The sequence below is a fragment of the Streptomyces sp. NPDC092045 genome (assembly GCF_044756005.1).
Taxonomy (GTDB): Bacteria; Actinomycetota; Actinomycetes; order Streptomycetales; family Streptomycetaceae; genus Streptomyces.
Window position 1 is genome coordinate 77,908 of record NZ_JBIVSC010000005.1, and the last position, 25,882, is coordinate 103,789.

Consider the following 25,882-nt stretch of genomic DNA (forward strand, 5'->3'; position numbering starts at 1 on the left):
GCGGGGAAGGGCGTTGGCCCGGGCGGGTGAGGGAGGGGCGGGCGCGGGCCGCCCGTTCGCCGTCGCCTTGACGCGTACACCGCCGCTGACCTGCGGTTCCGCACGACGGGCCGCACCGGGGGTTCACCCGTTGGACGGGTGAAGGAAAGGTCCGCCGGGACCCCGGCGGACCCACCACACCCGCTCCGACCTGCGCGAACACCTCTTCCACGGGAGGACGACACGGCCGATCGGGCGGATACCGGCACGACGGGACAAGCAGTACGTTCCGGGAGAAGTGGATCACCGATGACGTTTCCCTGTCAGCCGAGGCCGGAAGGCGACCCCGCATGAGCAGCAGCACCGCATGGAAGGACGCCGGCGACATCGCCGACGGCTACGACTCCTACGACGACCTCCCCGAGCGCCTCATCGGCTACCCGGCCGTCTTCCACGCCCTCGGCATCGGCTCCTCCGCCGTCCGCACCGTCCTGGACCACGGCTGCGGACCCGGCAAGGTCGCCGTCCGGGTCGTCGAGGCCTCCGGCGCGCGCGTCGTGGCCGCCGACGTCTCGCCGCACATGCTGGCCGTCGCCCGCGAACGGCATCCGCACCCGAGGGTCGACCACCGGCTGATCGAGGACGACGGACGCCTCACGTTCCTCGACGACGGCTCCGTGGACGCCGCCATGTCCTGCTTCGTCTACGTCACCGTCGGGGAGATCGAGGGGCTGCACGACATCGCGGCCGAGGTCCACCGCGTCCTGCGCCCCGGCGGCCGGTACGCCGTCCTCGACGCCAACCCGCGCAGCACCGGCGTCCGCTTCTCCACCTTCCGCACCGGCGACCCCGGCCGCGTCTACACCAAGGGCGAACTCCGGCCGACCCTCCTCGAACGGCCCGGCGGCGGCGCCCCGCTGGAGCTGGCCGACCACCACTGGCCCTGCCAGACGTACCTCGACGTCCTGGGCAAGGCCGGCTTCACCGACCTGGACGTCCACGAGCCCGTGCTCCCCCGGCACTCGTCCCTCCTGGGCAGTCGCCCGGCGGAGGCCGACCACCCGCCGTTCCTGGTCGTCTCGGGCGTGAAGGGGTGACGGGCCGAGCGTGAAGAGGCCGCGGGCCTGGCGCGAAGAGGCGGCGCGCCGGACGAATAAATCTGTGTTCGCGAAGTGAGAATTCGACACCACGCGCCGGGAGAATTTCTCACCGGACCACGCGGAAAGAATTATTCACCACGCATCCTGCCATCCACCGTGCTACTGTCGTGAGCAGTTGCAGTTGTGGTTCCCGAAGCATGAGCATCAACGGTCATGAGAATTGCCGGTCTTTTCCGGCTGGGGCGATCATCGCGGCGACGCGGAATCCGCACGGTGTGGATTTCCGGGCACTGCCCCGAAGGAGAATTGATATGGCTTCCGGTACCGTCAAGTGGTTCAACGCGGAAAAGGGCTTCGGCTTCATCGAGCAGGACGGTGGCGGCCCCGACGTGTTCGCCCACTACTCGAACATCGCCGCGCAGGGCTTCCGTGAGCTCCAGGAAGGCCAGAAGGTGAACTTCGACATCGCGCAGGGCCAGAAGGGCCCGACCGCGGAGAACATCGTCTCCGCCTGACGCTGTCGCTGTCGCGCAGCGCTTCTCCGTGAAGCGCTGCGCGCGGCACGAGCTGGGGCCCGCACCTTGGGGTGCGGGCCCCAGCTCTTTGCATAGAAGGACCCATCGATTTCGGTCCGGCTTGTCTCGCAATTGTCCGTGCTGCATTTCTGCTGCGGAAATTCCTTGATACGTGCCGCATCGAGGAAGGTTCGCCATGAACCGCACGCGCACGCACACGCATTTCACCCGCTCCGCCCGTTCGCAGCCCCGCGGCCGCACCCGTCCCACGGGCGGGGGCCGGACGCCCTCGGGCCCGCCGGCCGAGTTCGCGCTCCCCCGGACGGTCACCCCGGCACTGCCGGCCGTCGAGACATTCACCGCGCTCGACCTGCCCGCCCCGCTGCTCGCCGCCCTCGCCGCCGAGGGCATGACCGTGCCGTTCCCGATCCAGGGCGCGACCCTGCCGAACACCCTCGCGGGCCGCGACGCCCTGGGCCGCGGCCGGACCGGCTCCGGCAAGACCCTGGCCTTCGGCCTGGCGCTGCTCGCCCGGACCGCCGGGAAGCGCGCCGAACCCCGGCGGCCCCTCGCCCTGGTCCTCGTGCCCACCCGCGAGCTGGCCCAGCAGGTGACCGACGCCCTCGCCCCGTACGCCCGCCCGCTCCGGCTCCGGACCACCACCGTCGTCGGCGGGGTGTCGATCGGCCGCCAGACGCACGCGCTCCGCGCCGGCGCCGAGGTCGTCGTCGCGACCCCCGGCCGCCTCAAGGACCTCATCGACCGCGGCGACTGCCTGCTCGACCACGTGGCGACCACCGTCCTCGACGAGGCCGACCAGATGGCCGACATGGGCTTCATGCCGCAGGTCACCGCGCTGCTCGACCAGGTGCGGCCGGAGGGGCAGCGGATGCTGTTCTCGGCCACCCTGGACCGCAACGTCGACCTGCTCGTCCGCCGCTACCTGAACGACCCCGTCGTCCACTCGGTCGACCCGTCCGCCGGCGCGGTCACGACGATGGAGCACCACGTGCTGCACGTCCACGGCTCCGACAAGCAGGCCGCCACGACGGAGATCGCCGCTCGCGACGGGCGCGTGATCATGTTCCTCGACACCAAGCACGACGTCGACCGGCTGACCCGCGACCTGCTCCTCAGCGGCGTACGGGCCGCCGCGCTGCACGGCGGGAAGTCGCAGGCGCAGCGCACCCGCACCCTGGCGCAGTTCAAGACCGGGCACGTGTCCGTGCTCGTCGCCACGAACGTCGCCGCCCGCGGCATCCACGTCGACCACCTCGACCTCGTCGTCAACGTCGACCCGCCCGCCGACCACAAGGACTACCTGCACCGCGGCGGCCGCACCGCCCGCGCGGGCGAGTCCGGCAGCGTCGTCACCCTGGTCACTCCGGGCCAGCGCCGGGGCATGGTCCGCCTCATGGCGGACGCGGGCATCCGGCCCCGCGTCACCGAGGTCCGCTCCGGCGGGGACGAACTGCGCCGCATCACCGGCGCGCAGGCCCCGTCCGGCGTCCCCGTCGTCATCGCGCCCCCGGCGGCCGAACGGCGCCGCGACGGCGCCCCCGCCCGCTCACGCCGCGGCCGCCGCCCCCACCGGACCGACCGCCGGCCCGCCGCGCGCGACGCCGCGTAGGAGCTCCGCACGCGCACGCCGAGGCGCGCCCGGCGGACCGGAACGCCCGGAGCACCGGTCGCCCCGCCCGCCGCAACACCCCTTCGCCCGACGTCCCCACCACCCCCTGAGAGGCATCATGCGCTGTGTCATCGCCCGTTTCCCCTTCGACCTGACGAAGAGCGGCGTGCTGGAGTCGATGAAGGGCGTCAAGCCCGAGCCGGGCACCGGCGAGTTCGTCACCATCGGCCGCCGCCAGTACCCCGCGAAGCAGGTCGGTGAGGTCCTCACCCGCCAGGACCGGCGCGACTTCAGCGTCGGCGAGGTCGTGCGGGCCATGACCCGCCTCGGTTTCACCTGCGGGACGTTCCCCGTGCAGACGGCCGCCGGGACCGGCTGACCCCGCCCCGGACGCCCGGGGAACGGCGAGGGCCCCACCGGAACGTTCCGGTGGGGCCCTCGCCGTGCGTCCGGCGGCGGCTCAGTGGTCGGAGTACCGGAAGTCGCCCACCGTCCACGCGCTGACGTCCGCGATCGCGACGCGGTACATGCCGCCGGTCTCGGGGATGCCCACCGTGCCCTGGAGGATCCGGGCCAGGTGGAAGTGGAGGTGCGTGGGACGTTCGCCGCCCTTCTGTGCGGAGGGCGTGAAGACCCCGGAGAACTCGCCCAGCCGGGCGGAGTCCGTCAGGACCTCCGACACCCGCTCTCTCCAGAGGGCCTCGGGGGCCAGGCGCCCGGTGATGACCACGCCCCCCGCGACCACGGTCAGGGACATCTGATTGCTCTGCCCGGACTCCACCGTGGCGGCAATGTCAATCAGCAGTTCGTCAGGCTTCGACATGAGAGCCGATTCTAGGCGGCGCGCCCTCCGGTGGTTGAATGCGCCCCGGGGCCCCGAAGCCGTGCGGCACCGGGGCCCCGAAGCGTTCCCCGGAAGAGGTGCAGATGACAGCGGACAATCCGCTCGGCGGCCGGCTCGACGACGACGACTACCCGGCCTACACCATGGGACGGGCCGCCGAGATGCTCGGCACGACCCCGGGCTTCCTGCGCGCGCTCGGCGAGGCCCGCCTGATCACCCCGCTCCGCTCCGAGGGCGGCCACCGCCGCTACTCCCGCTACCAGCTGCGGATCGCGGCCCGCGCCCGGGAACTCGTCGACCAGGGCACTCCGGTCGAGGCGGCCTGCCGCATCGTCATCCTGGAGGACCAGCTGGAGGAGGCCCAGCGCATCAACGCGGAGTACCGGCGGGCGGCGGAACGGGCCGCGGAGGAGTAGGCGCGGGCGTCGGCCGGAGGGGCCGGCCGGGCGGACACCGGGACACACCGCCCAGGAACCGGCCCCGGCGCCGACGGAGCGGGGCGGAGCGGGCGCGGTTAGCTCTTCCGGGCGTCCCCGCCTTGCCGTACCACCCGGGCCGTTCGAGCGTGAGGAGATCGATCGTCCGACGCGCGACGCCGACGCCCACGCCCGGAGGGCCCATGAGCAGCATCGACACCCCGGCCGACGTCCCCCGACCACGGGCGGCGGCGACGCGGCCCGCGCCCACCACCCTCACCTGGGTGACGCTGGCCCTGATGACGACCGCGTCGGTGGCGAGCCTGCGGGCCGCGCCGACGATGGCCGTCTACGGCCTGGCCTGCGTGTTCCTGTACCTCGTCCCGGCCATCGTGTTCCTGCTGCCCACGGCCCTGGTCTCCGCCGAGCTCGCCTCCGGCTGGAGCGGCGGCGTCTACCGCTGGGTGTCCGAGGGCCTCTCCAAGCCGCTCGGGTTCCTCGCGGTCTGGTGCCAGTTCGCGATGACGATCTTCTACTACCCGAGCCTGCTCGCCTTCGTGGCCTCGACCATCGCGTACGTCATCGACCCGTCCCTCGCCTCGAACGGCGTCTACACGGCGATCGTCATCATGGTCCTGTACTGGACCGGCGTGTGGGTCTCGTCACGCGGCACGAAGGCCCTCGCCGGGCTCTCCAGCTGGGGTCTGATCATCGGGACCCTCGTGCCCGGCACGGTCCTCGTCGTCCTCGGCATGGTCTTCCTCGGGCAGGGCAACGCGTCGGCCGCGCCGATGGGCGCGAACCACCTGCTGCCGCAGTGGACGGGCCTCGCCAGCCTCGTCCTGATCGTCAACAACTTCCTGTCGTACTCCGGCATGGAGATGAACGCCGTGCACGTCTCCTCGCTCAAGGACCCGGCGAAGGAGTACCCGAAGTCGATGTTCCTGGCGGTGGGCCTGGTCCTGCTGATCTTCATCCTGCCGGCGCTCGCGATCAGCTGGGTCGTCCCCTCCGACCAGCTCAGCCTGACGGCCGGCGTGATGCAGGCCTTCAACGCCTTCTTCTCGTACTTCCACGTCGGCTGGATGACCCCGATCGCCGCCGTCATGCTGATCTCCGCCTCCCTCGGCGGCATGCTGACCTGGCTCGCCGGGCCGTCCAAGGGCCTCCTGGAGATCTCCCGCAGCGAGGGCTACCTGCCGCCGTTCCTCCAGAAGCTCAACAAGTACGGCATCCAGCAGAACATCCTGGTCACGCAGGGCGTCGTGACCTCGGTCATCGCGCTGCTCTACGCCCTGATCCCCAACGTGTCCAGCGTGTACTGGATCTTCTCCACCATCACCACGCAGGTGTACCTGATCGTCTACCTGCTGATGTTCGTCGCCGCGATGCGCCTGCGGAAGACCCGGCCGGACCATCCGCGCGGCTACCGGGCGCCCGCCCTGGGCCTGCTGTGCTCGGTCGGCCTGCTCGCCTCCCTCGCGGCCCTCGCCATCGGCTTCGTCCCGCCGTCGCAGTTCGGCGGCAGCAGCGTCTGGTCGTACGTGCTCGTCATCGGCGGCGGTCTGGTGGTCCTGGGCCTGCTGATCCCGGCGCTCTTCCTGAAGTTCCGCAAGCCGGACTGGCGCACGGCCGCCGCCGACGGACCGGACGCGACCGAGGGAGAGCAGGCATGAGCCCCACCCGCTTCGCCTCCGAGCACCGGTGGATCTACTGGGGCGCGATCCTGATCCTGGTCGCCCTCGTCGTCACCGGCCTGATCCGCTACGAGTCCGTGAAGCGGAACAACGAGACGCTGTCCAAGGCCAACCAGCTCCAGGAGGAGCTGGTCAGGGCCGGATACCCGTCCCCCGACACGGACACCGTGGAGCGGCTGCTCGGCACGGACGGCGGGCAGGTCTGCGAGGCTCCGGGCAACGCCCTGAAGACGGCGCTGTGGAAGATCCAGCAGTCCAACGGCGCCACCGGTCCCGGTCAGCGGCCCGTCATCTCCGACGACAAGGCCGTCGAGGCCGAGCGGATCGTCCTGAAGGTCTACTGCCCGGACAAGCTCGACGAATTCGAGGAAGAGCTCGCGGACCTCAAGACCGACGGCACCGTACGCCGGTGAGGGGCGGGGGGCGGTGAGCGGCGGGGAGCCGACGGGCGGCGGGACGCCGACGGGCGGCGGGACGCCGTCGGCGGGCCACGAGGAACCGCCCCTCCCGCCGTCCTCCCCGCCGCCCGCCCCCGACCCGGACGCCCTCCACGACTTCCTCCGCGAACTCGCCCGCTTCATGCTGCGGTTCAGCGGCGAGGGCGCCGAAGGGGTCGACCGGATCGTCCGGGGCGTCGCCGGGGCGTACGGCGGACGGGCCGAGACCGTGGTCGTCGCGGACGGCGCCGTGCTGTCGGTGACCGCCGGGGGCCGCACCCTCACCTCCGCCGTCACGGCCTTCCCGGACGTCGCCCGGCTCGACCGGGCCGTCGCCCTCAAGGAGTTCGTCGAGCGCCTGCGGACCGAGCGGCCCGCCCTGCCCGGGGCGGCGGCCGGGCTGCGGCGGATCGAGACGCTGCCCTCCCCCGTGCCCCGCTGGGCCCGGTTCCTCGGCATCGTGCTCTTCGCCGTCGGCTTCGCGCCCGCCGTACAGCCCACCTGGTACGAGATCGGCACCACCGCCCTGCTCGCCGCCCTGGTCGCGGCCCTCACCGTCCTCTCCGAGCGACACCCCCGCCTGGCCCGGGTCCTGCCGCTGCTCGCCGCGACCCTGGTCTCGCTGGTGACCCTCGGAGTGCTCCGGCCGGACGCCGGCCACGGCGGACCGGTGATGATCATGCTTCCGGCGCTGTTCTTCTTCGTGCCCGGCGACCTGCTCAGCGCGGCCGCCGCCGAACTCGTCGGCGGATTCCTGACGACCGGCGCCGTCCGCCTCGTCTACGCCTTCGTCCTGCTCCTCCAGCTGTACGCGGGCGTGCTGCTCGGCGTGGCCGTCACGGGCACCCCGACCACCGCGCTCCTCGACACCACGGGAGACCCGGACCTGTCCCGGTGGGTGATCGTGGCGAGCTGGGCGGTGTTCACGCTCGGCCTGGTCCTCGCCTTCGGGGTGCCGTGGCGGGCCGCGGGGTGGCTGACGGGCCTGGTGTACCTGGCGCTCGGGGTGCAGGCGGCGGGCACGGCCCTGGTCGGGGAGGTGGCGGGCACCTTCGTCGCGGCGACGGCGCTCGCCGCCGTCGCGGACCTCCTCTCCCGGCGGCCCGGACGCCCGCCCCGGCTGGTGCTCTTCCTGGGCGGCTTCTTCACCCTCACCGCCGGCTCGCTGGGCCTCCGGGCGCTCACCTCCCTGGCGGGCGGGCACGTCCTGCACGGCTTCCACGACCTCATGGACTTCGTCACGATCGTGACGACGATCGCGGTGGGCCTGATCGCGGGGGCGGCGCTCGTTCCGGGGCGGGTGGACGAGGAGTTCCCGAGGGGAGCCTGATCCGTGTCCCGGGGTGGACGGGCAGCCCCGGGCGGCCTGACCGGTGTCCCGGAGGGGCGACGCCGGTGTCCCGGAGGGGGCGGGGCCCCGGGGTGTGGGGCCCGGGGAGGCGGGGCCCGGGGAGGCATGACCGGTGCCCCGGGGCGGGCGAGGAGGTCCTTGGGTGTCCTGCCCCTTGGCCCCGGCCGGGCGAGGAGGTCCCGGAGCAGGCCCGGCCCTTTCCCCCGGCGGAGCCCGTACGCGATCATGGACCCATGAAGCTGCGCTGTGCCGTACTCGACGACTACCAGGGCGCCGCCCTCTCCTCCGCCGACTGGAGTCCGCTCGACGGCCGCGTCGAGGTGCGCGTCCTGCGCGAGCACCTCACCGACCGGGACGCGCTCGTCGACGCCGTCGGGGACTGCGAGATCCTCGTCGTCATGCGGGAGCGGACGCCGATCGACGCGGCGCTCCTCGACCGGCTGCCCCGGCTGCGGCTCCTGATCACCTCCGGCATGCGCAACGCCTCGATCGACGTCGCCGCCGCCCGCGCCCGGGGCGTCACCGTCTGCGGCACGGCCAGCAGCTCCGAGCCGCCCACCGAGCTGACCTGGGCGCTGATCCTCGGCCTCGCGCGGCACGTGCCGGCCGAGGCGCGGGCGGTGCGGGAGGGCGGGCCCTGGCAGTCCACCGTCGGCACCGACCTGGCCGGCCGGACCCTGGGGCTGGTCGGCCTCGGGAAGATCGGCGCCAAGGCGGCCCGGATCGGCCTCGCCTTCGGCATGGACGTCGCCGCCTGGAGCCCGAACCTGACGGAGGAGCGGGCGGCCGAGCACGGCGTGCGGTTCGTGGCGGACCGGCGGGAGCTGATGGCGGAGGGCGACTTCGTCTCCCTGCACCTGGTGCTCTCCGACCGCACCCGGGGCCTGGTCGGGGAGCCCGAACTGCGGGCGATGCGCCCGTCCGCGTACCTCGTCAACACCTCCCGGGCCGGTCTGGTCGACGGCGGGGCGCTGCTGCGGGCGCTGCGCGAGGGGTGGATCGCGGGGGCGGGCCTCGACGTCTACGACACGGAGCCGCTGCCCGTCGACGACCCGCTGCGGACCCTGCCGAACGTCCTGGCCCTCCCCCACCTCGGGTACGTGACGGAGGGGAACTACGGACGGTACTTCGGGCAGGCGGTGGAGGACGTCGAGGCGTTCCTGGCGGGTTCGCCGGTCCGCGAACTGGCCTGACGCGCGGGCCCGCACGGGGTGCGGGCCCGGCCGAGGCGCGGGACGCTTCGGGGGCGCGGGGGCGTTCGGGGTGCGGGGGCGTTCGGGGTGCGTGACGCTTCCGGGGCGCGGGCCCGCCCGGGGCGCGGGGTTCCTCCTATCCCAGGCTCGTCCGCGCCAGGTCCAGGAACTCCTGCTCCGTGAGGCCCAGTCCGCGGGCCTCAGCCGCCGCCTCGCGCAGCCGGGAGACCAGCCGGGCGCGGTCGGGGGCGGTGGCGCCGGGGACGACGATGGCGCCCCGTCCGCGGCGGAGTTCGATCAGCCCCTCCTCGCGCAGCCGCTGGTAGCCGCGCAGGACGGTGTGGACGTTGACTCCCAGGGAGTCGGCGAGCTCCCGGGCGGCCGGGAGCCGTTCGCCGGGGGCGGCCGAGCCGTCGGCGAGCGCTCCCCGGACGCAGGCGGCGATCTGGTCACCGAGGGGGACGGCCGAGGCCGGGTCGACGCGGAAGAGCACGGTCAGAGCCTCCCACGCCGTTCGACGAGGGTGTTGAGGAGGGCGGCCGCGGTGCGCGCGTCGGACACGGTGACGGCGAACTCGCGCCCGCCGTCCCGCCGTACGACGAGGGCCTCGCCAGAGCGCAGGATGACGCCCGTGCGCTGCGGCCACACCCGGTAGCCCCAGCCGCCGAACTCGGTGACGGGGTCGACGTCGCGGACGCCGGCGCCGGTGACCTCGTCGAGCGGGACGCGGACCCGGGGCCGGGGCGCGAGGGCGGGCCGGACGGTGAGGCCGCGCCGGTCGACGGTGACCCGGACGCGGGCGAGGGCGAGGCCCGGCACCCCGACGACCAGCCCGAGGAGGGCGAGCCAGGCCTCGGGCCAGGGGGCCAGGAGCAGGGTGGCGGGGACGGCGGCGAGGGCGAGCACCGCGAGGACGGTGAGGGTCCGGGAGCCGGTGGAGCGGGACCAGCCGGCCACCTCGCTCGGGCCGAGCGGGAGCCGGGGGCCGTCCGGGGCGCCGGGTCCGGGGGCCGGCTCCTCCCGGGGGACGAGCCGGGTCAGGGCCAGGCCCGCGAGGGCGAGGACGGCGGCGACGGCGGCCGCGACGGTGAGGTTGGAGAGGGGGGAGACGACCTCGGCCGCGTCGGCGGCGTCCAGGTTGTCCCGCAGGATCAGGACGAGCAGCCCTCCGGTGAAGCCGACCGTGGCCCAGGCGCCCCAGAGGGCGGTGCGGCGGACGAAGAGGTTCCAGCCGACGGCGGCGGCGAGGAGCAGGCCCGTGCTGACGAGGGCGTAGGCGGCGAGGCCGGTGAAGCCGTCGGCGCGGCCCCCGCCGTCGGGGCCGAAGTGGGTGGCGAGGGGGTCGGGGAGCCGGTCGTACCAGAGGGCGAGCACCAGCAGGTACGCGACGGTCGCGAGGACGAAGGGGAGCGCGGCGAGTGCGCGGAGACGAGGTGTTGCACGGTTCATGAAAACCTCCCTTGTTCGCACTCTACTAGAACAAGTGGCTTCGGGGAGGGCCTCGGGCAGCACGAATCGTCCGCCGAACGGAGCGGATCAGCGCAAAGGGGAGGTTTTCAGGCGCCGTTGACCACCCTTCACCACGCCCTCGAAGGGTCGGCCAGGCAGGTGCGGCGGAGGGTGCGGGGCCGGAGGGTGGAGAGTGCGGGGCCGGAGGATGCGGGGGCCGGAGGGCGCGGGGCGCGGGGGCCGGAGGGCGCGGGGCGCGGGGCGCGGGGGGCCGGAGGGTGGGGAGGAGCCGAGGGCGCGGGGGGACCGGAGGGCGCGGAGGGTCGGCGGTGCGGCCCCCCGGGCTACCCGGCCCCGCAGTCGTGGTCGGCCGGGTCGACCACGACCCGGTCCAGCAGGCTGCGCAGCAGGGCCTGTTCGGCGTCGGTGAGGCCGCCGAAGAGCTCCCGCTCCGCCGCGTTCACCGCCGTGTCGACCCGCTCCAGGGCGGTCGCGCCCGCCTCCGTGATCTCCACGATGTGGCGGCGCCGGTCGGCGGGGTCGCGCCGCCGCTCCGCGAGCCCCTGGTCCTCCAACTCGTTGAGGATCGCGACCAGTTGGCTGGGGTCGACCTCCATGGCGGCGGCCAGGTCCCGCTGACCCATGGCGCCGGGGGCGAGCTGCATGAGCGTCATGACGCTCCTCGGGTGCAGCCCCGCGACGCCCAGGGCGGCGCGGATGCGCGCGCCGGTGAGCTCCCCGCGGAAGGAGAGGAGGAAGCCGAGGCGGTCGTTCGGGAGGGCTGCTGCCATGCCCTCCACCGTAACAGCGGCCCTATTGTGGAGCACCATGAATCGTTGATACAGTTCAACGATTGAAGCTGACTTACCGTTGGAGTGCTCCCATGTTCATCGCCCATGCCGTCGTCGCGGTGCTGCTCGCCCTCGCGCTCTCCGGCTCCGTCTTCCTCACCTTCACGCGCAATCCGCAGATCACGGGCAGCATGACGAAGCTCGGCGTCCCGGAATCCTGGTTCCCGTGGCTCGCGACCGCGAAGGCGGCCGGCGCGATCGGTCTGCTCGTGGGCCTGGCCGTGCCCGCGCTCGGCGTGGCGGCGGCGATCGGCGTGGTCCTCTACTTCCTCGGCGCCCTCGTCACCCACCTGCGCGCGAAGGACCACGCGGTGGCCCCGGTCGCGGTCCTCACCCTCCTCGCGGCGGCCGCCCTGGTCTTGCGCATAGCCTCCGCCTGACCGCACCACGGGAGGGGCGGCCACGGCACCGGCACGGGAACGCGGAACGGCCCGGCCGAGTGGTCGGCCGGGCCGTGACGCCGTACGCGACGGCGCGGCAGGGTCGCGCGTCAGTCGTCCGAGCCGTCCACGTCCCCTTCGAGGTCGCCCTCCGTCTCCAGGAACACCTGCCGCAGCGCGGCCAGGGTCTCCGGGTCCGGCTTCTCCCACATGCCGCGCGACTCGGCCTCCAGGAGGCGCTCCGCGATGCCGTGCAGGGCCCAGGGGTTGGCCTCCTTCAGGAAGGCTTGGTTCTCCGGGTCGAGGACGTACTCCTGCGTCAGCTTGTCGTACATCCAGTCGGCCACCACGCCCGTCGTGGCGTCGTACCCGAAGAGGTAGTCGACGGTCGCCGCCAGCTCGAACGCGCCCTTGTAGCCGTGGCGGCGCATCGCCTCGATCCAGCGCGGATTGACCACGCGGGCCCGGAAGACCCGGGAGGTCTCCTCGACCAGGGTGCGGGTGCGGACGGTCTCCGGGCGGGTCGAGTCGCCGATGTACGCCTCGGGGGCCGTGCCCTTGAGCGCGCGCACGGTCGCCACCATGCCGCCGTGGTACTGGAAGTAGTCGTCCGAGTCCGCGATGTCGTGCTCGCGCGTGTCCGTGTTCTTCGCGGCCACCGCGATCCGCTTGTACGCGGTCTCCATCTCGGCCCGCGCCGGGCGCCCTTCCAGCCCGCGCCCGTACGCGTAACCGCCCCACACCGTGTACACCTCGGCGAGGTCGGCGTCCGTGCGCCAGTCGCGGGAGTCGATCAGCTGGAGGATGCCCGCGCCGTACGTCCCCGGCCGGGAGCCGAAGATGCGGGTGGTGGCGCGCCGCTCGTCGCCGTGCTCGGCCAGGTCGGCCTGCGCGTGGGCCCGTACGTGGTTGTCCGAGGCGGACTCGTCCTCAAGGCCGGCCACCAGGCGTACGGCGTCGTCGAGGAGGCCGATGACGTGGGGGAACGCGTCGCGGAAGAAGCCCGAGATGCGCAGGGTGACGTCGATGCGCGGACGGCCCAGCTCCGCGAGCGGGATCGGCTCCAGGCCGTTCACGCGGCGCGAGGCCTCGTCCCACAGCGGGCGGACGCCGAGCAGGGCGAGGGCCTCGGCGACGTCGTCGCCGGCGGTGCGCATCGCGCTCGTGCCCCACAGGGAGAGGCCCACGGAGGTCGGCCATTCGCCGTTGTCGGTGCGGTAGCGCTCCAGGAGCGAGTCCGCGAGCGCCTGTCCGGTCTCCCAGGCGAGGCGGGAGGGGACGGCCTTCGGGTCGACGGAGTAGAAGTTGCGGCCGGTCGGCAGGACGTTGACCAGGCCGCGCAGCGGGGAGCCGGACGGACCGGCCGGCACGAAGCCGCCGTTGAGCGCGTGCACGGCGTGCGCCAGCTCGTCGGTGGTGGCGGCCAGGCGCGGCACGACCTGCTCGGCGGCGAAGCGCAGCACGGCCCGCACGTCGGGGCCGTGGTCGGCCGCGACCGCCTCGACCGCGTCCACCGCCCAGTCGGCGGCCTCCATCGCCTCGACGAGCTCGCGCGCCCTGGCCTCCGCCTCGTCGGCGGTGGTGCGGGTCGCGGCCGACTCGTCCAGGCCCAGGGCCTCGCGCAGACCGGGCAGCGCCTGCGTGCCGCCCCAGATCTGGCGGGCGCGCAGGATGGAGAGGACCAGGTTGACCCGGGCCTCGCCGGCCGGGGCGCCGCCGAGGACGTGCAGGCCGTCGCGGATCTGGGCGTCCTTGACCTCGCACAGCCAGCCGTCGACGTGCAGCAGGAAGTCGTCGAAGCCGTCGTCCTCCGGGCGCTCCTCCAGACCGAGGTCGTGGTCGAGCTTGGCGGCCTGGATCAGGGTCCAGATCTGGGCGCGGATCGCGGGCAGCTTCGCCGGGTCCATGGAGGAGATCTGCGCGTACTCATCGAGGAGCTGCTCCAGGCGCGCGATGTCGCCGTACGAGTCGGCGCGGGCCATCGGCGGCACCAGGTGGTCGACCAGGGTCGCGTGCACGCGCCGCTTGGCCTGGGTGCCCTCGCCCGGGTCGTTGACCAGGAACGGGTAGACCAGCGGCAGGTCGCCGAGGGCCGCGTCCGGACCGCAGGCGGCGGACAGGCCGGCGTTCTTGCCGGGCAGCCACTCCAGGTTGCCGTGCTTGCCCAGGTGGACCATGGCGTCGGCGCCGAAGCCGCCGTCCTCGGCGCGGGCCGCGATCCAGCGGTAGGCGGCCAGGTAGTGGTGGGACGGCGGGAGGTCGGGGTCGTGGTAGATCGCGATCGGGTTCTCGCCGAAGCCGCGCGGCGGCTGGATGAGGACGAGGAGGTTCCCGCGCCGCAGGGCGGCGAGCACGATGTCGCCCTCCGGGTTCCGCGACCGGTCGAGGAACATCTCGCCGGGCGCCGGGCCCCAGTGCTCCTCGACGTGGGTGCGCAGCTCCTCGGGGAGGGTCGCGTACCAGCGCTTGTAGTCGGCGGCCGGGATGCGGACCGGGTTCCTGGCCAGCTGCTCCTCGGTCAGCCAGTCCTGGTCGTGGCCGCCGGCCTCGATGAGGGCGTAGATCAGCTCGTCGCCGTCGCCCGAGACCAGGCCGGGGAGGTCCTCGGCGGGCCCGAAGTCGTAGCCCTCCTCGATCAGCCGGCGCAGCAGGGAGACGGCGGAGGCGGGGGTGTCGAGGCCGACGGCGTTGCCGATGCGGGAGTGCTTGGTGGGGTACGCGGAGAGGACGAGCGCGAGCCTCTTCTCGGCGTTCGGGATGTGCCGCAGGCGGGCGTGCCGCACGGCGATCCCGGCGACGCGGGCCGCGCGCTCGGCGTCCGCCACGTACGCGGGCAGGCCGTCCTCGTCGATCTCCTTGAAGGAGAACGGGACGGTGATCAGGCGCCCGTCGAACTCGGGGACCGCGACCTGGCTGGCGGCGTCCAGCGGGGAGAGGCCCTCGTCGTTCTCCTCCCACGCGGACCGCGAGCCGGTCAGGCAGAGGGCCTGGAGGATCGGCACGTCGAGCGCGGCGAGCGCGCCCGCGTCCCAGGCCTCCTCGTCGCCGCCGGCCTGCGCCTCGGCGGGCTTGGTGCCGCCCGCCGCGAGGACGGTGGTGACGATGGCGTCGGCGGTGCGGAGGGTGTCGAGCAGCTCCGGCTCGGGGGCGCGCAGGGAGGCCACGTACAGCGGGAGGGCGCGGGCTCCGGCGTCCTCGATCGCCTCGCACAGGGCGTCCACGAAGCCGGTGTTGCCGCTCATGTGGTGGGCGCGGTAGTAGAGCACGGCGATCGTCGGGCCCTCGGTGGCCTTCGGCGTGCGCTCCAGCGGGCCCCAGGTCGGGGCGGCGGCCGGGGCCTCGAAGCCGTGGCCGGTGAGCAGGACGGTGTCGGAGAGGAAGCGGGCGAGCTGCTCCAGGTTGGCGGGGCCGCCGTGCGCCAGGTAGGCGTGCGCCTCGGTGGCGACGCCGACGGGCACGGTGGACGCCTCCATGAGCTGCGCGTCGGGCGCCTGTTCGCCGCTGAGCACGACGACCGGCTTCCCGGCGGCGCGGATCGCGTCGAGCCCGTCCTGCCAGGAGCGGAGGCCGCCGAGGAGCCGGACGACGACGAGTTCGGCGCCGTCGAGGAGCCCGTCGAGGTCGGCGAGCGGGAGCCGGGACGGGTTGGCGAACCGGTACTCCACCGGTCCGCCGGCCGCGCGGGCACTGAGCAGGTCGGTGTCGGAGTGCGACAGCAGCAGAAGCATGGCGAGCGCAGGCCTTCCTCGGGGTTGTCCGCGCCCCGGGTGGTCGTGTGGACGGCAGGAGTTCCTGACTCACCGGCCCGGAGGTGCCGGGCCGGCTCACAGTGGCGGGACCGCGCCGGAATCTCACCGGGCTTCCTCCCCGGGGTCCTGGGACCCCATGCCGCTTGCATCCTAGATCGTGAACTCCGGACGCCGGAGGGAGCGGGAGGGTCGGGCGGATCACACCGGAGCGGGGCCGGGGCGTGCCGGCTCACACCCGTCCGGCTCGTGGAAAGCCGATCCCCGTGCCCCCGCCTGCTCCCGGGGAGCCGGTCCCCGTGCCCCCGCCGCGGCACCCGGAGTCAGGCCGGTCACACCCCGCCGGCCGCCGGTTTTCCCGTGGGTATGCTCGCCGCCATGCCGCCCGTCCCGACCCCGAAGCCCGCCCCCGGCGCACCCCGTGTGCGGGAGCGCGGCGACGCCTGCCCCGGGGCGCTGCGGCTGCACTCCGCCGACGACGGGCACCTGGCCCGACTGCGGCTGCCCGCAGGAAGGTTGACGGCACGTCAGGTGGAGGTCCTGGCGGACGCCGCCGAGGCCCTGGGGGACGGGCGGATCAGCGTCACCTCGCGCGGGAACGCCGAGCTGCGCGGCCTCGCGGACGGCTGCGGGGCGGAGCTCGCGGCGCTCCTGGCGGAGGCGGGCCTGCTGCCCTCGGCCACCCACGAGCGCGTCCGCAACATCGTGGCCTCCCCGGCCGCGGGCCTCGACGGACTCGGCGCGGCCGACGTGCAGTTGTGGGCCCGCGAGCTGGACGAACGGCTCTGCGCCGCGCCCTGGGCCGCCGCGCTCTCGGGCCGTTTCCTCTTCGTCCTGGACGACGGCCGCGGCGACGTCACCGGCCTCGGCGGGGATGTGACCTTGGTCGCAGTGGACCCCCGCACCGCGCTCCTGCACCTGGGCGGCCGGGCCGTGCGCGTCGCCGCCGCCGACGCGCCCCGCGCCGCCCTCGCCGCCGCCCACGTCTTCCTCTCCGCCGCCCGCGCGGCCGGCACCGGCGTCTGGCGCGTGCGGGAGCTGCCGGAGGGCTCCGGGCCCGACGTACGAGACGTACGAGACGTGCGCGACGTACGAGACGCAAGGCGCGACGGACGAGAGGCGCTCGCCGCGGAAGAGGTGTCCGAGCCGGTCCTGCCGCAGGGGCCGCCGCCCGCCCCCGGCCCCCTCGGGCCCGCCGCCCTCCACGTGCTCGCCCCCCTCGGCCGCCTCACCGCCGCCCAGCTCCGCGCCCTGCTGCCCGCCGACGAGGTCCGGCTCACCCCCTGGCGCGGAGCCGTAGTCGTCGGAGCCGGACCCGACCGGGCGCCCGCGCTCGACGCGGCCGGACTGATCACCCGGCCCGACTCCCCCTGGGCCGGCGTCAGCGCCTGCACCGGGCGGCCCGGCTGCGCCAAGTCCCTCGCGGACGTCCGGGCGGACGCGGTCCCCGGCCGCCCCGGCCTGCCCGTCCACTACTCCGGGTGCGAGCGCCGCTGCGGACACCCGCACGGCGACTGGGTCGACGTCCTCGCCGCCCCCGGCGGCGGCTACCTGGTCGACGGCGCCCCCGTCCCCCGCACCGATCTGGCCCCCGCGGTCACCACGGCCCGTACCGCGCCCCGCACAACGAGATGAGCGAGAACAGGATGTTCGACTACGAGAAGGACGGCACGGAGATCTACCGCCGCTCCTTTGCCACGATCCGCGCCGAGGCGGACCTCACGGGCCTGCCCGCCGACGTCGCCCAGGTGGCGGTCCGGATGATCCACGCCTGCGGCATGACGGACCTCGTCCAGGACATCGCGTACTCGCCGGGCGTCGTCGCGAGCGCCCGCGCCGCGCTCCGGGCGGGCGCGCCGATCCTCTGCGACGCGCAGATGGTCGCCAGCGGCGTCACCCGCAAGCGGCTGCCCGCCGACAACGAGGTGCTCTGCGCGCTCTCCGACCCGGCCGTCCCGGCCCTGGCCGCCGAGCTCGGCACCACCCGCTCCGCCGCCGCCCTCGAACTGTGGCGGGACCGCCTCGAAGGCTCCGTCGTCGCCATCGGCAACGCGCCCACCGCCCTCTTCCACCTCCTGGAGATGGTCGCGAAGGGCGCGGGGCGGCCCGCCGCCATCCTCGGCATACCGGTCGGCTTCATCGGCGCCGCCGAGTCCAAGGACGCCCTCGCCGACAACACCCTCGGCCTCGACCACCTCGTCGTCCGGGGCCGGCGCGGCGGCAGCGCCATGACGGCCGCCGCGATCAACGCCCTCGCGCACGAAGCGGAGATCCAGCAGTGACCGGGAACCCGGCCGGAAACACCGTCGGCAAGCTGTACGGCGTGGGGCTCGGGCCCGGCGACCCGGACCTCCTCACCCTCGCCGCCGTGAAGGCCATCGCCGAGGCCGACGTGATCGCCTACCACTCGGCCCGCCACGGGCGCTCCATCGCCCGCTCGATCGCGGCCCCGCACCTGCGCGAGGACCACGTCGAGGAGCGGCTGACGTACCCGCTCACGGTGGAGACCACGGACCACCCCGGCGGCTACCGGGGCGCCCTGAACGACTTCTACGAGGAGGCGGCGGCCCGGCTCGCCGCCCACCTGGACGCGGGCCGCACGGTCGCGGTCCTCGCCGAGGGCGACCCGCTCTTCTACGGCTCGTACCAGCACATGCACAAGCGGCTCGCGCACCGCTACGACACGACCGTCATCCCCGGCGTCACCTCGGTGAGCGCCGCCGCCGCCCGGCTCGGCGAGCCGCTGTGCGAGGCGGAGGAGGTCCTGACGATCGTCCCGGGCACGCTGCCGGAGGACGAGCTGACGGCCCGGCTCGCGGGCACGGACTCGGCGGTCGTGATGAAGCTCGGCCGCACCTTCCCCACCGTGCGACGGGCCCTGGAGCGGGCCGGGCGCCTGGAGGACGCGCGGTACGTGGAGCGGGCGTTCATGGCGGGCGAGCGGACCGGGCGCCTGGCGGAGGTGGACCCGGAGTCCGTCCCGTACTTCTCGGTGGCCGTCCTGCCCTCCCGCGTCGACGAGGAGCCGCCGGTGCGGGAGCGCGGCGAGGTCGTCGTGGTCGGCACGGGCCCGGCGGGCGCGCCCTGGCTGACGCCGGAGTCGCGCGGCGCGCTCGTCAACGCGGACGACCTGGTCGGCTACACCACCTACCTGGACCGGGTGCCGGTCCTGCGCCCCGGCCAGCGGCGCCACGGCTCCGACAACAAGGTGGAGTCGGAGCGCGCCGAGTTCGCCCTCGACCTGGCCCGGCGCGGGCACCGGGTCGCGGTCGTCTCGGGCGGCGACCCGGGCGTCTTCGCGATGGCGACGGCGGTCCTGGAGGTGGCGTCGGAACCGGAGTACGCGGACGTGCCCGTACGGGTCCTGCCGGGCGTGACCGCCGCCAACGCGGCCGCGGCGGCGGCGGGCGCCCCGCTCGGCCACGACTACGCGACGATCTCGCTCTCCGACCGCCTCAAGCCCTGGGACGTCATCGCGGACCGGCTGCGCGCGGCGGCCGTCGCGGACCTGGTCCTCGCCCTGTACAACCCGGGGTCCAAGTCCCGCACCCACCAGGTGGCGGCCGCCCGCGACCTCCTCCTGGAGGTCCGCTCCCCCGACACCCCGGTGGTCGTCGCCCGCGACGTGGGCGGCCCCGAGCAGTCGGTCCGGGTGCTGACCCTGAAGACCCTGGACCCCTCCGAGGTCGACATGCGCACCCTCCTCCTGATCGGCTCCTCGCAGACCAGGGCGGTGGAGCGGGCGGACGGCCGCACGATCGCCTGGACGCCGCGCCGGTACGGCTAGGATCCGTCCCGTACCCAGGCGGCGGCCTCCTCCGGGGTCGTCGCCACCGGTACGCCCTCCGGGACCGGCGGGCGGCGGACGACGACGACCGGGACGCCGGCCTCGCGGGCGGCGGTCAGTTTCGGGGCGGTGGCCGCGCCGCCGCTGTCCTTGGTGACCAGGACGTCGATCCGGTGGCGGCGCAGCAGCTCGCGTTCGCCGTCGAGGGTGAAGGGCCCCCGGTCGAGGAGGACCTCGGTGCGGGCCGGCAGCGGGGCCCCGGGGGCGTCGACCGAGCGGACGAGGAACCACTCCGGGCGGTCGGCGAAGGCGGCGAGGCCCATGCGGCCGGTCGTCAGGAACACGCGGTCGCCGAGGTCGTCCAGGGCCCGGGCGGCCTCCGCCAGGGAGCCCGCCTCGCGCCAGTCGTCGCCCTCCTCCGGCACCCAGCCGGGACGGCGCAGGGCGAGCAGGGGAACATGGACGGTGGCGGCCGCGAGGGCCGCGTTGAAGCTGATCCGCTCGGCGAAGGGATGGGTGGCGTCGATGACCGCGTCCACCGCGTGCGCGCCGATCCAGGCCGCGAGCCCGTCGGCGCCGCCGAAGCCGCCGATCCGGACCTCCCCCTCGGGCAGCCGGGGCCGGGCGACCCGTCCCGCGAGGGAGCTGGTGACCCGGACGCGGGGGTGGAGCAGTCCCGCGAGGGCGCGGGCCTCGGTGGTCCCGCCCAGAACGAGTACGTGCACAGGAGCCCCTTCGTGAGTTCGGACGGCGGGCGCGAGGCCCAACTCAAGCACACCGGTCTGCGCCCGGGCTGGACGACCGGTGCCTGCGCGACGGCGGCGACGACGGCCGCGTACACGGCGCTCCTGACCGGGGACTTCCCGGATCCGGTGACGATCACGCTGCCGAAGGGGCAGACGCCGGCGTTCGCGCTCACGGCCGAGGAGCGCACCGGGGACACGGCCATGGCGGCGGTGGTGAAGGACGCGGGCGACGACCCGGACGTCACGCACGGGGCCGTGATCCGCTCGACGGTGCGGCTGCTGCCGCCGGGTTCGGGCGTGGTCTTCCGGGCCGGCGAGGGCGTCGGCACGGTCACCCTGCCGGGCCTCCCGCTCGACGTGGGCGAGCCGGCGATCAACCCCGTGCCCCGGCAGCTGATGCGCGAGCACGTGGCGCGGGTCGCCGCCGCGCACGGCGGCACGGGGGACGTCGAGATCACGGTCTCCGTCGACGACGGTGCCGAGATCGCCCGCTCCACCTGGAACCCCCGGATCGGCATCCTCGGCGGCCTGTCGATCCTCGGCACGACCGGCGTCGTCGTCCCGTACTCCTGCTCGGCCTGGATCGACTCGATCCGCCGGGGCGTGGACGTGGCCCGCGCGGGCGGCCTCACGCACGTCGCCGGCTGCACCGGCTCGACCTCGGAGCGGACGGTGACGGGCCTGTACGACCTGCCGGAGATCGCCCTGCTCGACATGGGCGACTTCGCGGGCGCGGTCCTCAAGTACGTCCGCCGCCACCCGGTGGACCGGCTGACGGTCTGCGGCGGCTTCGCGAAGCTCTCCAAGCTGGCGGCGGGCCACCTGGACCTGCACTCGGCCCGCTCCCAGGTCGACAAGGGCTTCCTGGCGGACCTGGCCCGCGCGGGCGGCGCGTCCGAGTCCCTGGCGGCGGAGATCGCCGCCGCGAACACCGGTCTGGCCGCCCTCCGCCTCTGCGAGGCCGCCGCCGTCCCCCTCGGCGACCTGGTCGCCGCCCGCGCCCGCGACGAGGCCCTGGCGGTCCTGCGCGGCGCCCCGGTCGCGGTGGACGTGATCTGCGTCGACCGCGCGGGAACGGTGGTGGGGCGGTCCTCGGTGAGGGGGCCGGGGGCGTGAGACCGGCACGACGTGCGGACCGGGGGGCCCGCCCCTAGGCTGGGCCGCGAACACCCGACGAGCGATCGAGAGGGAGTCTCATGTCGAAGCGCGGCAACAAGCGGCGGGCCCGGAAGAAGAAGGGCGCGAACCACGGCAAGCGGCCGAACACCTGAGCCGGTCCGTGGTGACGGAGGGGCCCCGGGGATCTCCCCGGGGCCCCTCCGCGTGCGAGGGCGTCAGCAGGCGTGGCGGTCGCGGGCCGGGTCGTACAGGTGGCTGTCGCGGAACTCGGAGGCCGCCAGGGTGCGGCCCACGATGATGACGGCGGTCTTCGTGATCCCGGCCGCCTTCGTCTGCGCCGCGATGTCGTCGAGGGTGCCGCGCAGGACGACCTCGTCGGGGCGGCTGGCCATCGCGACGACGGCGGCGGGGCAGTCCGTGCCGTAGTGGGGGACGAGTTCGGCGACGACCCGGTCGACGTAGCGGGCGGCGAGGTGGAGGACGAGCAGGGCGCCGCTGCGGCCCAGGGTCGCCAGGTCCTCGCCCTCCGGCATCGGCGTGGCCTGCTGCGCGATCCGGGTGAGGATGACGGTCTGGCCGACCGTGGGGACGGTCAGCTCCCGCTTCAGCGCGGCGGCCGCCGCCGCGAAGGCCGGGACGCCGGGGACGACCTCGTACGGGATGCCGAGCGCGTCCAGGCGGCGCATCTGCTCCGCGACCGCGCTGAACACCGACGGGTCGCCGGAGTGCAGCCGGGCCACGTCCCGCCCGGCCTCGTGGGCGGCGGCGATCTCCGCGACGATCTGGTCCAGGTCCATCCGGGCCGTGTCGACGAGCCGCGCGTCCGGCGGGCACTCGGCGAGCAGCTCGACGGGGACGAGGGAGCCGGCGTAGAGGCAGACCCCGCACGTCGCCAGGGTCCGCGCGCCGCGCACGGTGATCAGGTCGGCCGCGCCGGGGCCCGCGCCGATGAAGTAGACGGTCATCCCTCTTCAGAACCTTTCGTGACGGGCCGCCGCGCGACGGACCCCTCCGTGACGGGCCTCTCGGTGACGGACCCCTCCGTGACGGGCCCCTCGGTGACGGACCCCTCCGTGACGGGCCCCTCGGTGACGGACCCCTCCGTGACGGACCGCTCCATGACAGGCCCCTCCATGACGGACCGTTTCGTGACGGACCACTGTGTGACCGGCATCGCCTGCCGCCAGCCGGTGAAGCCGCCCACGGGGACGGCGGTGGCGACCGCGAGCCGGACGAGTTCCCCGCCGTGGCGGCGGTGGGCCTCGGCGAGCAGCGCCTCGGATTCGAGCGTGACGGTGTTGGCGACGAGCCGGCCGCCGGCGGGCAGCGCGTCCCAGCAGGCCGCGAGCAGGCCGGGGGCGGTCAGGCCGCCGCCGACGAAGATCGCGTCCGGGGCCGGGAGGCCCGCCAGGCCCTCCGGCGCCGGGGCGGTGACGACCCTCAGGGCGGGGACGCCGAGCGCGTCGGCGTTGCGCGCGATGCGGGCGGCCCGCTCGGGGCTCTTCTCGATCGCGACGGCGCGGCAGGCGCGGTGGGTCCGCATCCACTCGATGCCGATGGAGCCGGAGCCGCCGCCGACGTCCCAGAGGAGTTCGCCGGGGGCGGGCGCGAGGGCGGCGAGGGTGGCGGCGCGCACGTACCGCTTGGTGAGCTGCCCGTCGTGCTCGTACGCCTCGTCCGGCAGGCCCGGCGCGGCGCCGAGCCGGAGCGCGTCCGGGTCGCGCGCGCAGTCGAGCGCGAGGACGTGGAGGGCGTCGGTCCGCTCGTGCGGCCAGGCGTCGGCGGTCGCGTCGAGGAGCCGTTCGCGGGGCCCGCCGAGCTGCTCCAGGACCCGGATCCGGGTGCCGCCCCAGCCGGTGTCGCGGAGGTACGCGGCCACGTCGGCGGGGGTCCCGGGGCCCTCGCCGAGGACGAGGACCCGGCGCCCGGGGTGCAGGGCGGCGGCGAGGGCGGCGAGCGGCCGGGCCACCAGGGACACCGTCTCGGTCTCCTCCAGGGGCCAGCCGAGCCGGGCGCAGGCGTACGAGACGGAGGACGGGTGCGGGTGGATCCGGAGCCGGTCGGCGCCGACGGCCTCCGCGAGGGTGCGGCCGATGCCGTAGAAGGAGGGGTCCCCGCTGGCCAGGACGGCGATCGCGCGCCCCGCGTGGGCGGCGAGCAGGCCGGGCACGGCCGGGCGGAGGGGGGAGGGCCAGGCGATCCGCTCGCCGGGGCAGTCGCCGCCGGGCAGCAGGTCGAGCTGGCGGGGGGCGCCGATCAGGACCCCGGCGGCGCGCAGGACGCGGCGGGAGGCTCCGGGAAGCCCGTCCCAGCCGTCCGCGCCGATCCCGACGACCGATATCGCACCGTTCACACCCGCACCGTTCACGCCGCCGAACTCTACGGGAGCCCGGGGTTCCGCCTCTCCGTGGGCGTCGTCACTCCCGGCGCCCCTCACCGGCCGCCGAGCCCGCCCCGCACCGGCGCCCGCGCTCACTCCGTGACCGCCCCGCACCGGCGCCGTACGCGTCCCCGCGCCCCCGGCCGTCCTCGCTTCCGGACGCTGCTCCCGGGCGCTGCTCCCGGGCGTTCTGCCCCCCGTGGAAGAGGATCCGGACGAAGCCGGCGAAGGCGTGCGCGGCGAAGACGCACACGAAGACGCGGAGCATCACGCCGCGTTCTTTCCAGCGCTCGGTGCCGGTTCCGGTGCCGGTTCCGGTGCCGGTTCCGGTTCCGGTGCCGGTCACGCCCTCCGGCGTACGGGCCCGCCGCCCGGGTGCCGGGGCCCGGAATAGCGAGGGGGGTCGCACCGTTGGACGTGATGGTTTAAGATTCAACCACTAGCCGGGAAAGGCACCCGGGAACGCGAGAGGTGAGCACGATGCAGTTCGGGATCTTCACCGTCGGCGACGTGACGACCGACCCCACCACCGGCCGCACCCCCACCGAGCACGAGCGGATCAAGAACACCGTCGCCATCGCGCTCAAGGCCGAGGAGGTCGGGCTCGACGTCTTCGCGACCGGGGAGCACCACAACCCGCCGTTCGTCCCGTCGTCCCCCACCACCCTCCTCGGGCACATCGCCGCCCGCACGGAGAACCTGGCCCTGTCCACGTCCACGACCCTGATCACCACCAACGACCCGGTGAAGATCGCCGAGGACTACGCGACCCTCCAGCACCTCGCCGACGGCCGCGTGGACCTGATGATGGGCCGCGGCAACACCGGCCCGGTCTACCCGTGGTTCGGCCAGGACATCCGCCAGGGCATCCCGCTCGCCATCGAGAACTACGCGCTGCTGCACCGGCTGTGGAGGGAGGACGTGGTCGACTGGGAGGGCAGGTTCCGCACCGCCCTCCAGGGCTTCACGTCCACCCCGCGCCCGCTCGACGGCGTCCCGCCGTTCGTCTGGCACGGCTCCATCCGCTCCCCGGAGATCGCCGAACAGGCCGCCTACTACGGCGACGGCTTCTTCGCGAACCACATCTTCTGGCCCAAGCAGCACACCGAGAAGATGGTCCGGCTCTACCGGCAGCGGTACGCGCACTACGGCCACGGCACGCCCGAGCAGGCGATCGTCGGCCTCGGCGGCCAGGTGTTCGTGCGCAAGAACTCGCAGGACGCGGTACGGGAGTTCCGCCCGTACTTCGACAACGCGCCGGTCTACGGCCACGGCCCCTCCCTGGAGGAGTTCAGCCGCGAGACCCCGCTGACCGTCGGCTCCCCGCAGGAGGTCATCGAGCGCACGCTGTCCTTCCGCGACTACGTGGGCGACTACCAGCGCCAGCTGTTCCTGGTCGACCACGCCGGACTGCCCCTGAAGACCGTCCTGGAGCAGCTCGACGTCCTCGGCGAGGAGGTCGTCCCGGTGCTGCGCAAGGAGTTCGCGAACCTGCGCCCGGCCGGCGTCCCCGCCACCGCCCCGCTCCACCCCGCCGTCACCGCCGCCAAGGAGGCGTAACCGTCATGCGCACGCTCAAGCTGGTCGCCGTCTCGGCCGGTCTCGGCAGCCCCTCCTCGACCCGGCTCCTCGCCGACCGGCTCCTCCAAGCGGCCCGCCACCGGCTCGCCGAGCAGGAGCACGCCGTCGACGTCGAGGTGGTCGAACTCCGCGGCCTGGCCGTCGACATCGCGAACAACCTCGTCACCGGCTTCCCCTCCGGGAGGCTCCGGGAGGCGCTCGACGCGGTGACCGGCGCGGACGGCGTCATCGCGGTGACCCCGGTCTTCGCGGCCTCGTACAGCGGTCTGTTCAAGTCGTTCTTCGACCTGGTCGACCCGGCCGCGCTGACCGGCGTCCCGGTCCTGATCGGGGCGACCGGCGGCACCGCCCGCCACTCGCTGGTCCTCGACCACGCCCTGCGGCCGCTCTTCGCCCACCTGCGGGCCCCGACCGTCCCGACCGCCGTCTACGCGGCCTCGGAGGACTGGGGTTCGGGCGGCGGCGAGGCCTCCTCGACCGGTTTCGGGGGCGAGGGCCTGCCCGCCAGGATCAACCGGGCCGGGCACGAGCTCGCGGACGCGGTCGCGGCCCGGCCGGCCCGGGAGGCGGACGAGGACGAGGTCGTGCCGTTCGCACGCCAACTGGCAGGTCTGCGCCTCGACTGACCGGCCGGTCCAACCGATTTGTTACGTTGGATGCGGATCGCACAGATGTGCCGTA

General features: G+C 74.5%; 26 protein-coding genes and 1 riboswitch. Of the genes, 17 read left to right on the forward strand and 9 right to left on the reverse strand.

The window, feature by feature from the left end; all coding sequences use genetic code 11:
- The first annotated feature begins 329 nt into the window (after positions 1-329).
- The 4 genes from ACIQKA_RS16170 (at position 330) to ACIQKA_RS16185 (ending at position 3,603) form a co-directional block, all read left to right on the forward strand.
- Positions 330-1,076 carry a class I SAM-dependent methyltransferase gene (locus ACIQKA_RS16170; RefSeq protein ID WP_402541306.1) on the forward strand — a complete coding sequence of 249 codons (747 nt, stop codon included), beginning with the start codon at positions 330-332 and terminating at the stop codon, positions 1,074-1,076.
- Between the two features lie 314 nt (positions 1,077-1,390).
- The gene (locus ACIQKA_RS16175) at positions 1,391-1,594 is read left to right on the forward strand and encodes a cold-shock protein (RefSeq protein ID WP_345280078.1); all 204 of its coding nucleotides are present in this window, start codon (positions 1,391-1,393) and stop codon (positions 1,592-1,594) included.
- 196 nt (positions 1,595-1,790) lie between these two features.
- On the forward strand, positions 1,791-3,224 hold the full coding sequence (locus ACIQKA_RS16180; protein ID WP_402541308.1) for a DEAD/DEAH box helicase: 1,434 nt from the start codon (positions 1,791-1,793) through the stop codon (positions 3,222-3,224).
- Positions 3,225-3,342: 118 nt separating this feature from the next.
- Positions 3,343-3,603 carry an SCO5918 family protein gene (locus ACIQKA_RS16185; RefSeq protein WP_383438192.1) on the forward strand — a complete coding sequence of 87 codons (261 nt, stop codon included), beginning with the start codon at positions 3,343-3,345 and terminating at the stop codon, positions 3,601-3,603.
- An 81-nt stretch (positions 3,604-3,684) separates the two neighbouring features.
- On the opposite strand, the gene ACIQKA_RS16190 is transcribed toward ACIQKA_RS16185, so the two are convergent.
- Positions 3,685-4,047: a hypothetical protein gene (locus ACIQKA_RS16190; protein ID WP_383152663.1), complete on the reverse strand. Its 363-nt coding sequence runs from the start codon at positions 4,045-4,047 to the stop codon at positions 3,685-3,687.
- A 104-nt stretch (positions 4,048-4,151) separates the two neighbouring features.
- Between ACIQKA_RS16190 and ACIQKA_RS16195 the strand changes: the two genes are divergently transcribed.
- The 5 genes from ACIQKA_RS16195 (at position 4,152) to ACIQKA_RS16215 (ending at position 9,162) form a co-directional block, all read left to right on the forward strand.
- Positions 4,152-4,484: a MerR family transcriptional regulator gene (locus ACIQKA_RS16195; RefSeq protein WP_376231832.1), complete on the forward strand. Its 333-nt coding sequence runs from the start codon at positions 4,152-4,154 to the stop codon at positions 4,482-4,484.
- A gap of 203 nt (positions 4,485-4,687) precedes the next feature.
- On the forward strand, positions 4,688-6,160 hold the full coding sequence (locus tag ACIQKA_RS16200; RefSeq protein WP_383152664.1) for an APC family permease: 1,473 nt from the start codon (positions 4,688-4,690) through the stop codon (positions 6,158-6,160).
- The gene (locus ACIQKA_RS16205; RefSeq protein ID WP_383152665.1) at positions 6,157-6,594 is read left to right on the forward strand and encodes a hypothetical protein; all 438 of its coding nucleotides are present in this window, start codon (positions 6,157-6,159) and stop codon (positions 6,592-6,594) included. The genes ACIQKA_RS16200 and ACIQKA_RS16205 overlap by 4 nt, the downstream gene beginning before the upstream one ends.
- Before the next feature lie 13 nt (positions 6,595-6,607).
- Positions 6,608-7,948: a threonine/serine exporter family protein gene (locus tag ACIQKA_RS16210; protein WP_402541310.1), complete on the forward strand. Its 1,341-nt coding sequence runs from the start codon at positions 6,608-6,610 to the stop codon at positions 7,946-7,948.
- A gap of 254 nt (positions 7,949-8,202) precedes the next feature.
- Positions 8,203-9,162, forward strand: coding sequence for a D-2-hydroxyacid dehydrogenase family protein (locus ACIQKA_RS16215; protein ID WP_390110040.1), 960 nt, complete (start codon positions 8,203-8,205; stop codon positions 9,160-9,162).
- A 136-nt stretch (positions 9,163-9,298) separates the two neighbouring features.
- Here ACIQKA_RS16215 and ACIQKA_RS16220 read toward each other — a convergent pair whose 3' ends face one another.
- The 3 genes from ACIQKA_RS16220 to ACIQKA_RS16230 all read right to left on the reverse strand — a co-directional run bounded on the left by ACIQKA_RS16220 (position 9,299) and on the right by ACIQKA_RS16230 (position 11,402).
- Positions 9,299-9,655, reverse strand: coding sequence for a GntR family transcriptional regulator (locus ACIQKA_RS16220; protein ID WP_383152668.1), 357 nt, complete (start codon positions 9,653-9,655; stop codon positions 9,299-9,301).
- Positions 9,656-9,657: 2 nt separating this feature from the next.
- On the reverse strand, positions 9,658-10,611 hold the full coding sequence (locus tag ACIQKA_RS16225) for a DUF1648 domain-containing protein (protein WP_402541311.1): 954 nt from the start codon (positions 10,609-10,611) through the stop codon (positions 9,658-9,660).
- Positions 10,612-10,955: 344 nt separating this feature from the next.
- Positions 10,956-11,402: a MarR family winged helix-turn-helix transcriptional regulator gene (locus tag ACIQKA_RS16230; RefSeq protein ID WP_383152670.1), complete on the reverse strand. Its 447-nt coding sequence runs from the start codon at positions 11,400-11,402 to the stop codon at positions 10,956-10,958.
- A 92-nt stretch (positions 11,403-11,494) separates the two neighbouring features.
- On the opposite strand from ACIQKA_RS16230, the gene ACIQKA_RS16235 reads away from it, so the two are divergent.
- Entirely contained in the window at positions 11,495-11,842 is a 348-nt protein-coding gene (locus ACIQKA_RS16235) for a DoxX family protein (protein ID WP_402541312.1), read from the forward strand.
- A gap of 110 nt (positions 11,843-11,952) precedes the next feature.
- On the opposite strand, the gene cobN is transcribed toward ACIQKA_RS16235, so the two are convergent.
- Complete coding sequence (gene cobN, locus ACIQKA_RS16240) at positions 11,953-15,570, reverse strand: cobaltochelatase subunit CobN (RefSeq protein WP_402541313.1); 3,618 nt, start codon at positions 15,568-15,570, stop codon at positions 11,953-11,955.
- Between the two features lie 39 nt (positions 15,571-15,609).
- A riboswitch (cobalamin riboswitch) is annotated at positions 15,610-15,744 on the reverse strand.
- Positions 15,745-15,954: 210 nt separating this feature from the next.
- Between cobN and ACIQKA_RS16245 the strand changes: the two genes are divergently transcribed.
- The 3 genes from ACIQKA_RS16245 to ACIQKA_RS16255 are packed head-to-tail and all read left to right on the forward strand — an operon-like array spanning position 15,955 to position 19,375.
- Positions 15,955-17,223 (forward strand): cobalamin biosynthesis protein CobG, encoded by a 1,269-nt coding sequence (locus tag ACIQKA_RS16245; RefSeq protein WP_402541482.1) that lies wholly within the window; start codon positions 15,955-15,957, stop codon positions 17,221-17,223.
- The gene (locus ACIQKA_RS16250; RefSeq protein ID WP_402541314.1) at positions 17,220-17,870 is read left to right on the forward strand and encodes a precorrin-8X methylmutase; all 651 of its coding nucleotides are present in this window, start codon (positions 17,220-17,222) and stop codon (positions 17,868-17,870) included. Before ACIQKA_RS16245 ends, ACIQKA_RS16250 begins: the two co-directional genes overlap by 4 nt.
- A complete protein-coding gene (locus tag ACIQKA_RS16255) occupies positions 17,867-19,375 on the forward strand; it encodes a precorrin-2 C(20)-methyltransferase (RefSeq protein ID WP_383152674.1) in 1,509 nt (502 codons plus the stop codon). The genes ACIQKA_RS16250 and ACIQKA_RS16255 overlap by 4 nt, the downstream gene beginning before the upstream one ends.
- Here the strand turns inward: ACIQKA_RS16255 and ACIQKA_RS16260 are convergent.
- The gene (locus ACIQKA_RS16260) at positions 19,372-20,100 is read right to left on the reverse strand and encodes a cobalt-precorrin-6A reductase (RefSeq protein ID WP_391094797.1); all 729 of its coding nucleotides are present in this window, start codon (positions 20,098-20,100) and stop codon (positions 19,372-19,374) included. The genes ACIQKA_RS16255 and ACIQKA_RS16260 overlap by 4 nt on opposite strands.
- A gap of 12 nt (positions 20,101-20,112) precedes the next feature.
- Between ACIQKA_RS16260 and ACIQKA_RS16265 the strand changes: the two genes are divergently transcribed.
- On the forward strand, positions 20,113-21,237 hold the full coding sequence (locus tag ACIQKA_RS16265; RefSeq protein WP_383152676.1) for a cobalt-precorrin-5B (C(1))-methyltransferase: 1,125 nt from the start codon (positions 20,113-20,115) through the stop codon (positions 21,235-21,237).
- Between the two features lie 80 nt (positions 21,238-21,317).
- Positions 21,318-21,392 (forward strand): 50S ribosomal protein bL37, encoded by a 75-nt coding sequence (locus ACIQKA_RS16270; RefSeq protein WP_372460710.1) that lies wholly within the window; start codon positions 21,318-21,320, stop codon positions 21,390-21,392.
- Between the two features lie 63 nt (positions 21,393-21,455).
- Here ACIQKA_RS16270 and cobM read toward each other — a convergent pair whose 3' ends face one another.
- From cobM to ACIQKA_RS16285, 3 genes are all read right to left on the reverse strand, one after another.
- Complete coding sequence (cobM, locus tag ACIQKA_RS16275) at positions 21,456-22,205, reverse strand: precorrin-4 C(11)-methyltransferase (protein WP_402541315.1); 750 nt, start codon at positions 22,203-22,205, stop codon at positions 21,456-21,458.
- Positions 22,202-23,593 carry a precorrin-6y C5,15-methyltransferase (decarboxylating) subunit CbiE gene (cbiE, locus tag ACIQKA_RS16280; RefSeq protein WP_402541317.1) on the reverse strand — a complete coding sequence of 464 codons (1,392 nt, stop codon included), beginning with the start codon at positions 23,591-23,593 and terminating at the stop codon, positions 22,202-22,204. Before cbiE ends, cobM begins: the two co-directional genes overlap by 4 nt.
- A 64-nt stretch (positions 23,594-23,657) precedes the next feature.
- Positions 23,658-23,966 (reverse strand): DUF6126 family protein, encoded by a 309-nt coding sequence (locus tag ACIQKA_RS16285; protein WP_402541318.1) that lies wholly within the window; start codon positions 23,964-23,966, stop codon positions 23,658-23,660.
- A gap of 134 nt (positions 23,967-24,100) precedes the next feature.
- Between ACIQKA_RS16285 and ACIQKA_RS16290 the strand changes: the two genes are divergently transcribed.
- Together ACIQKA_RS16290 and ACIQKA_RS16295 are read left to right on the forward strand one after the other, a co-directional pair.
- Positions 24,101-25,180, forward strand: a complete 1,080-nt coding sequence (locus tag ACIQKA_RS16290) for an LLM class flavin-dependent oxidoreductase (protein WP_383152719.1) — start codon at positions 24,101-24,103, stop codon at positions 25,178-25,180.
- Positions 25,181-25,185: 5 nt separating this feature from the next.
- Complete coding sequence (locus ACIQKA_RS16295) at positions 25,186-25,827, forward strand: FMN reductase (RefSeq protein WP_402541319.1); 642 nt, start codon at positions 25,186-25,188, stop codon at positions 25,825-25,827.
- Positions 25,828-25,882: the final 55 nt, after the last annotated feature.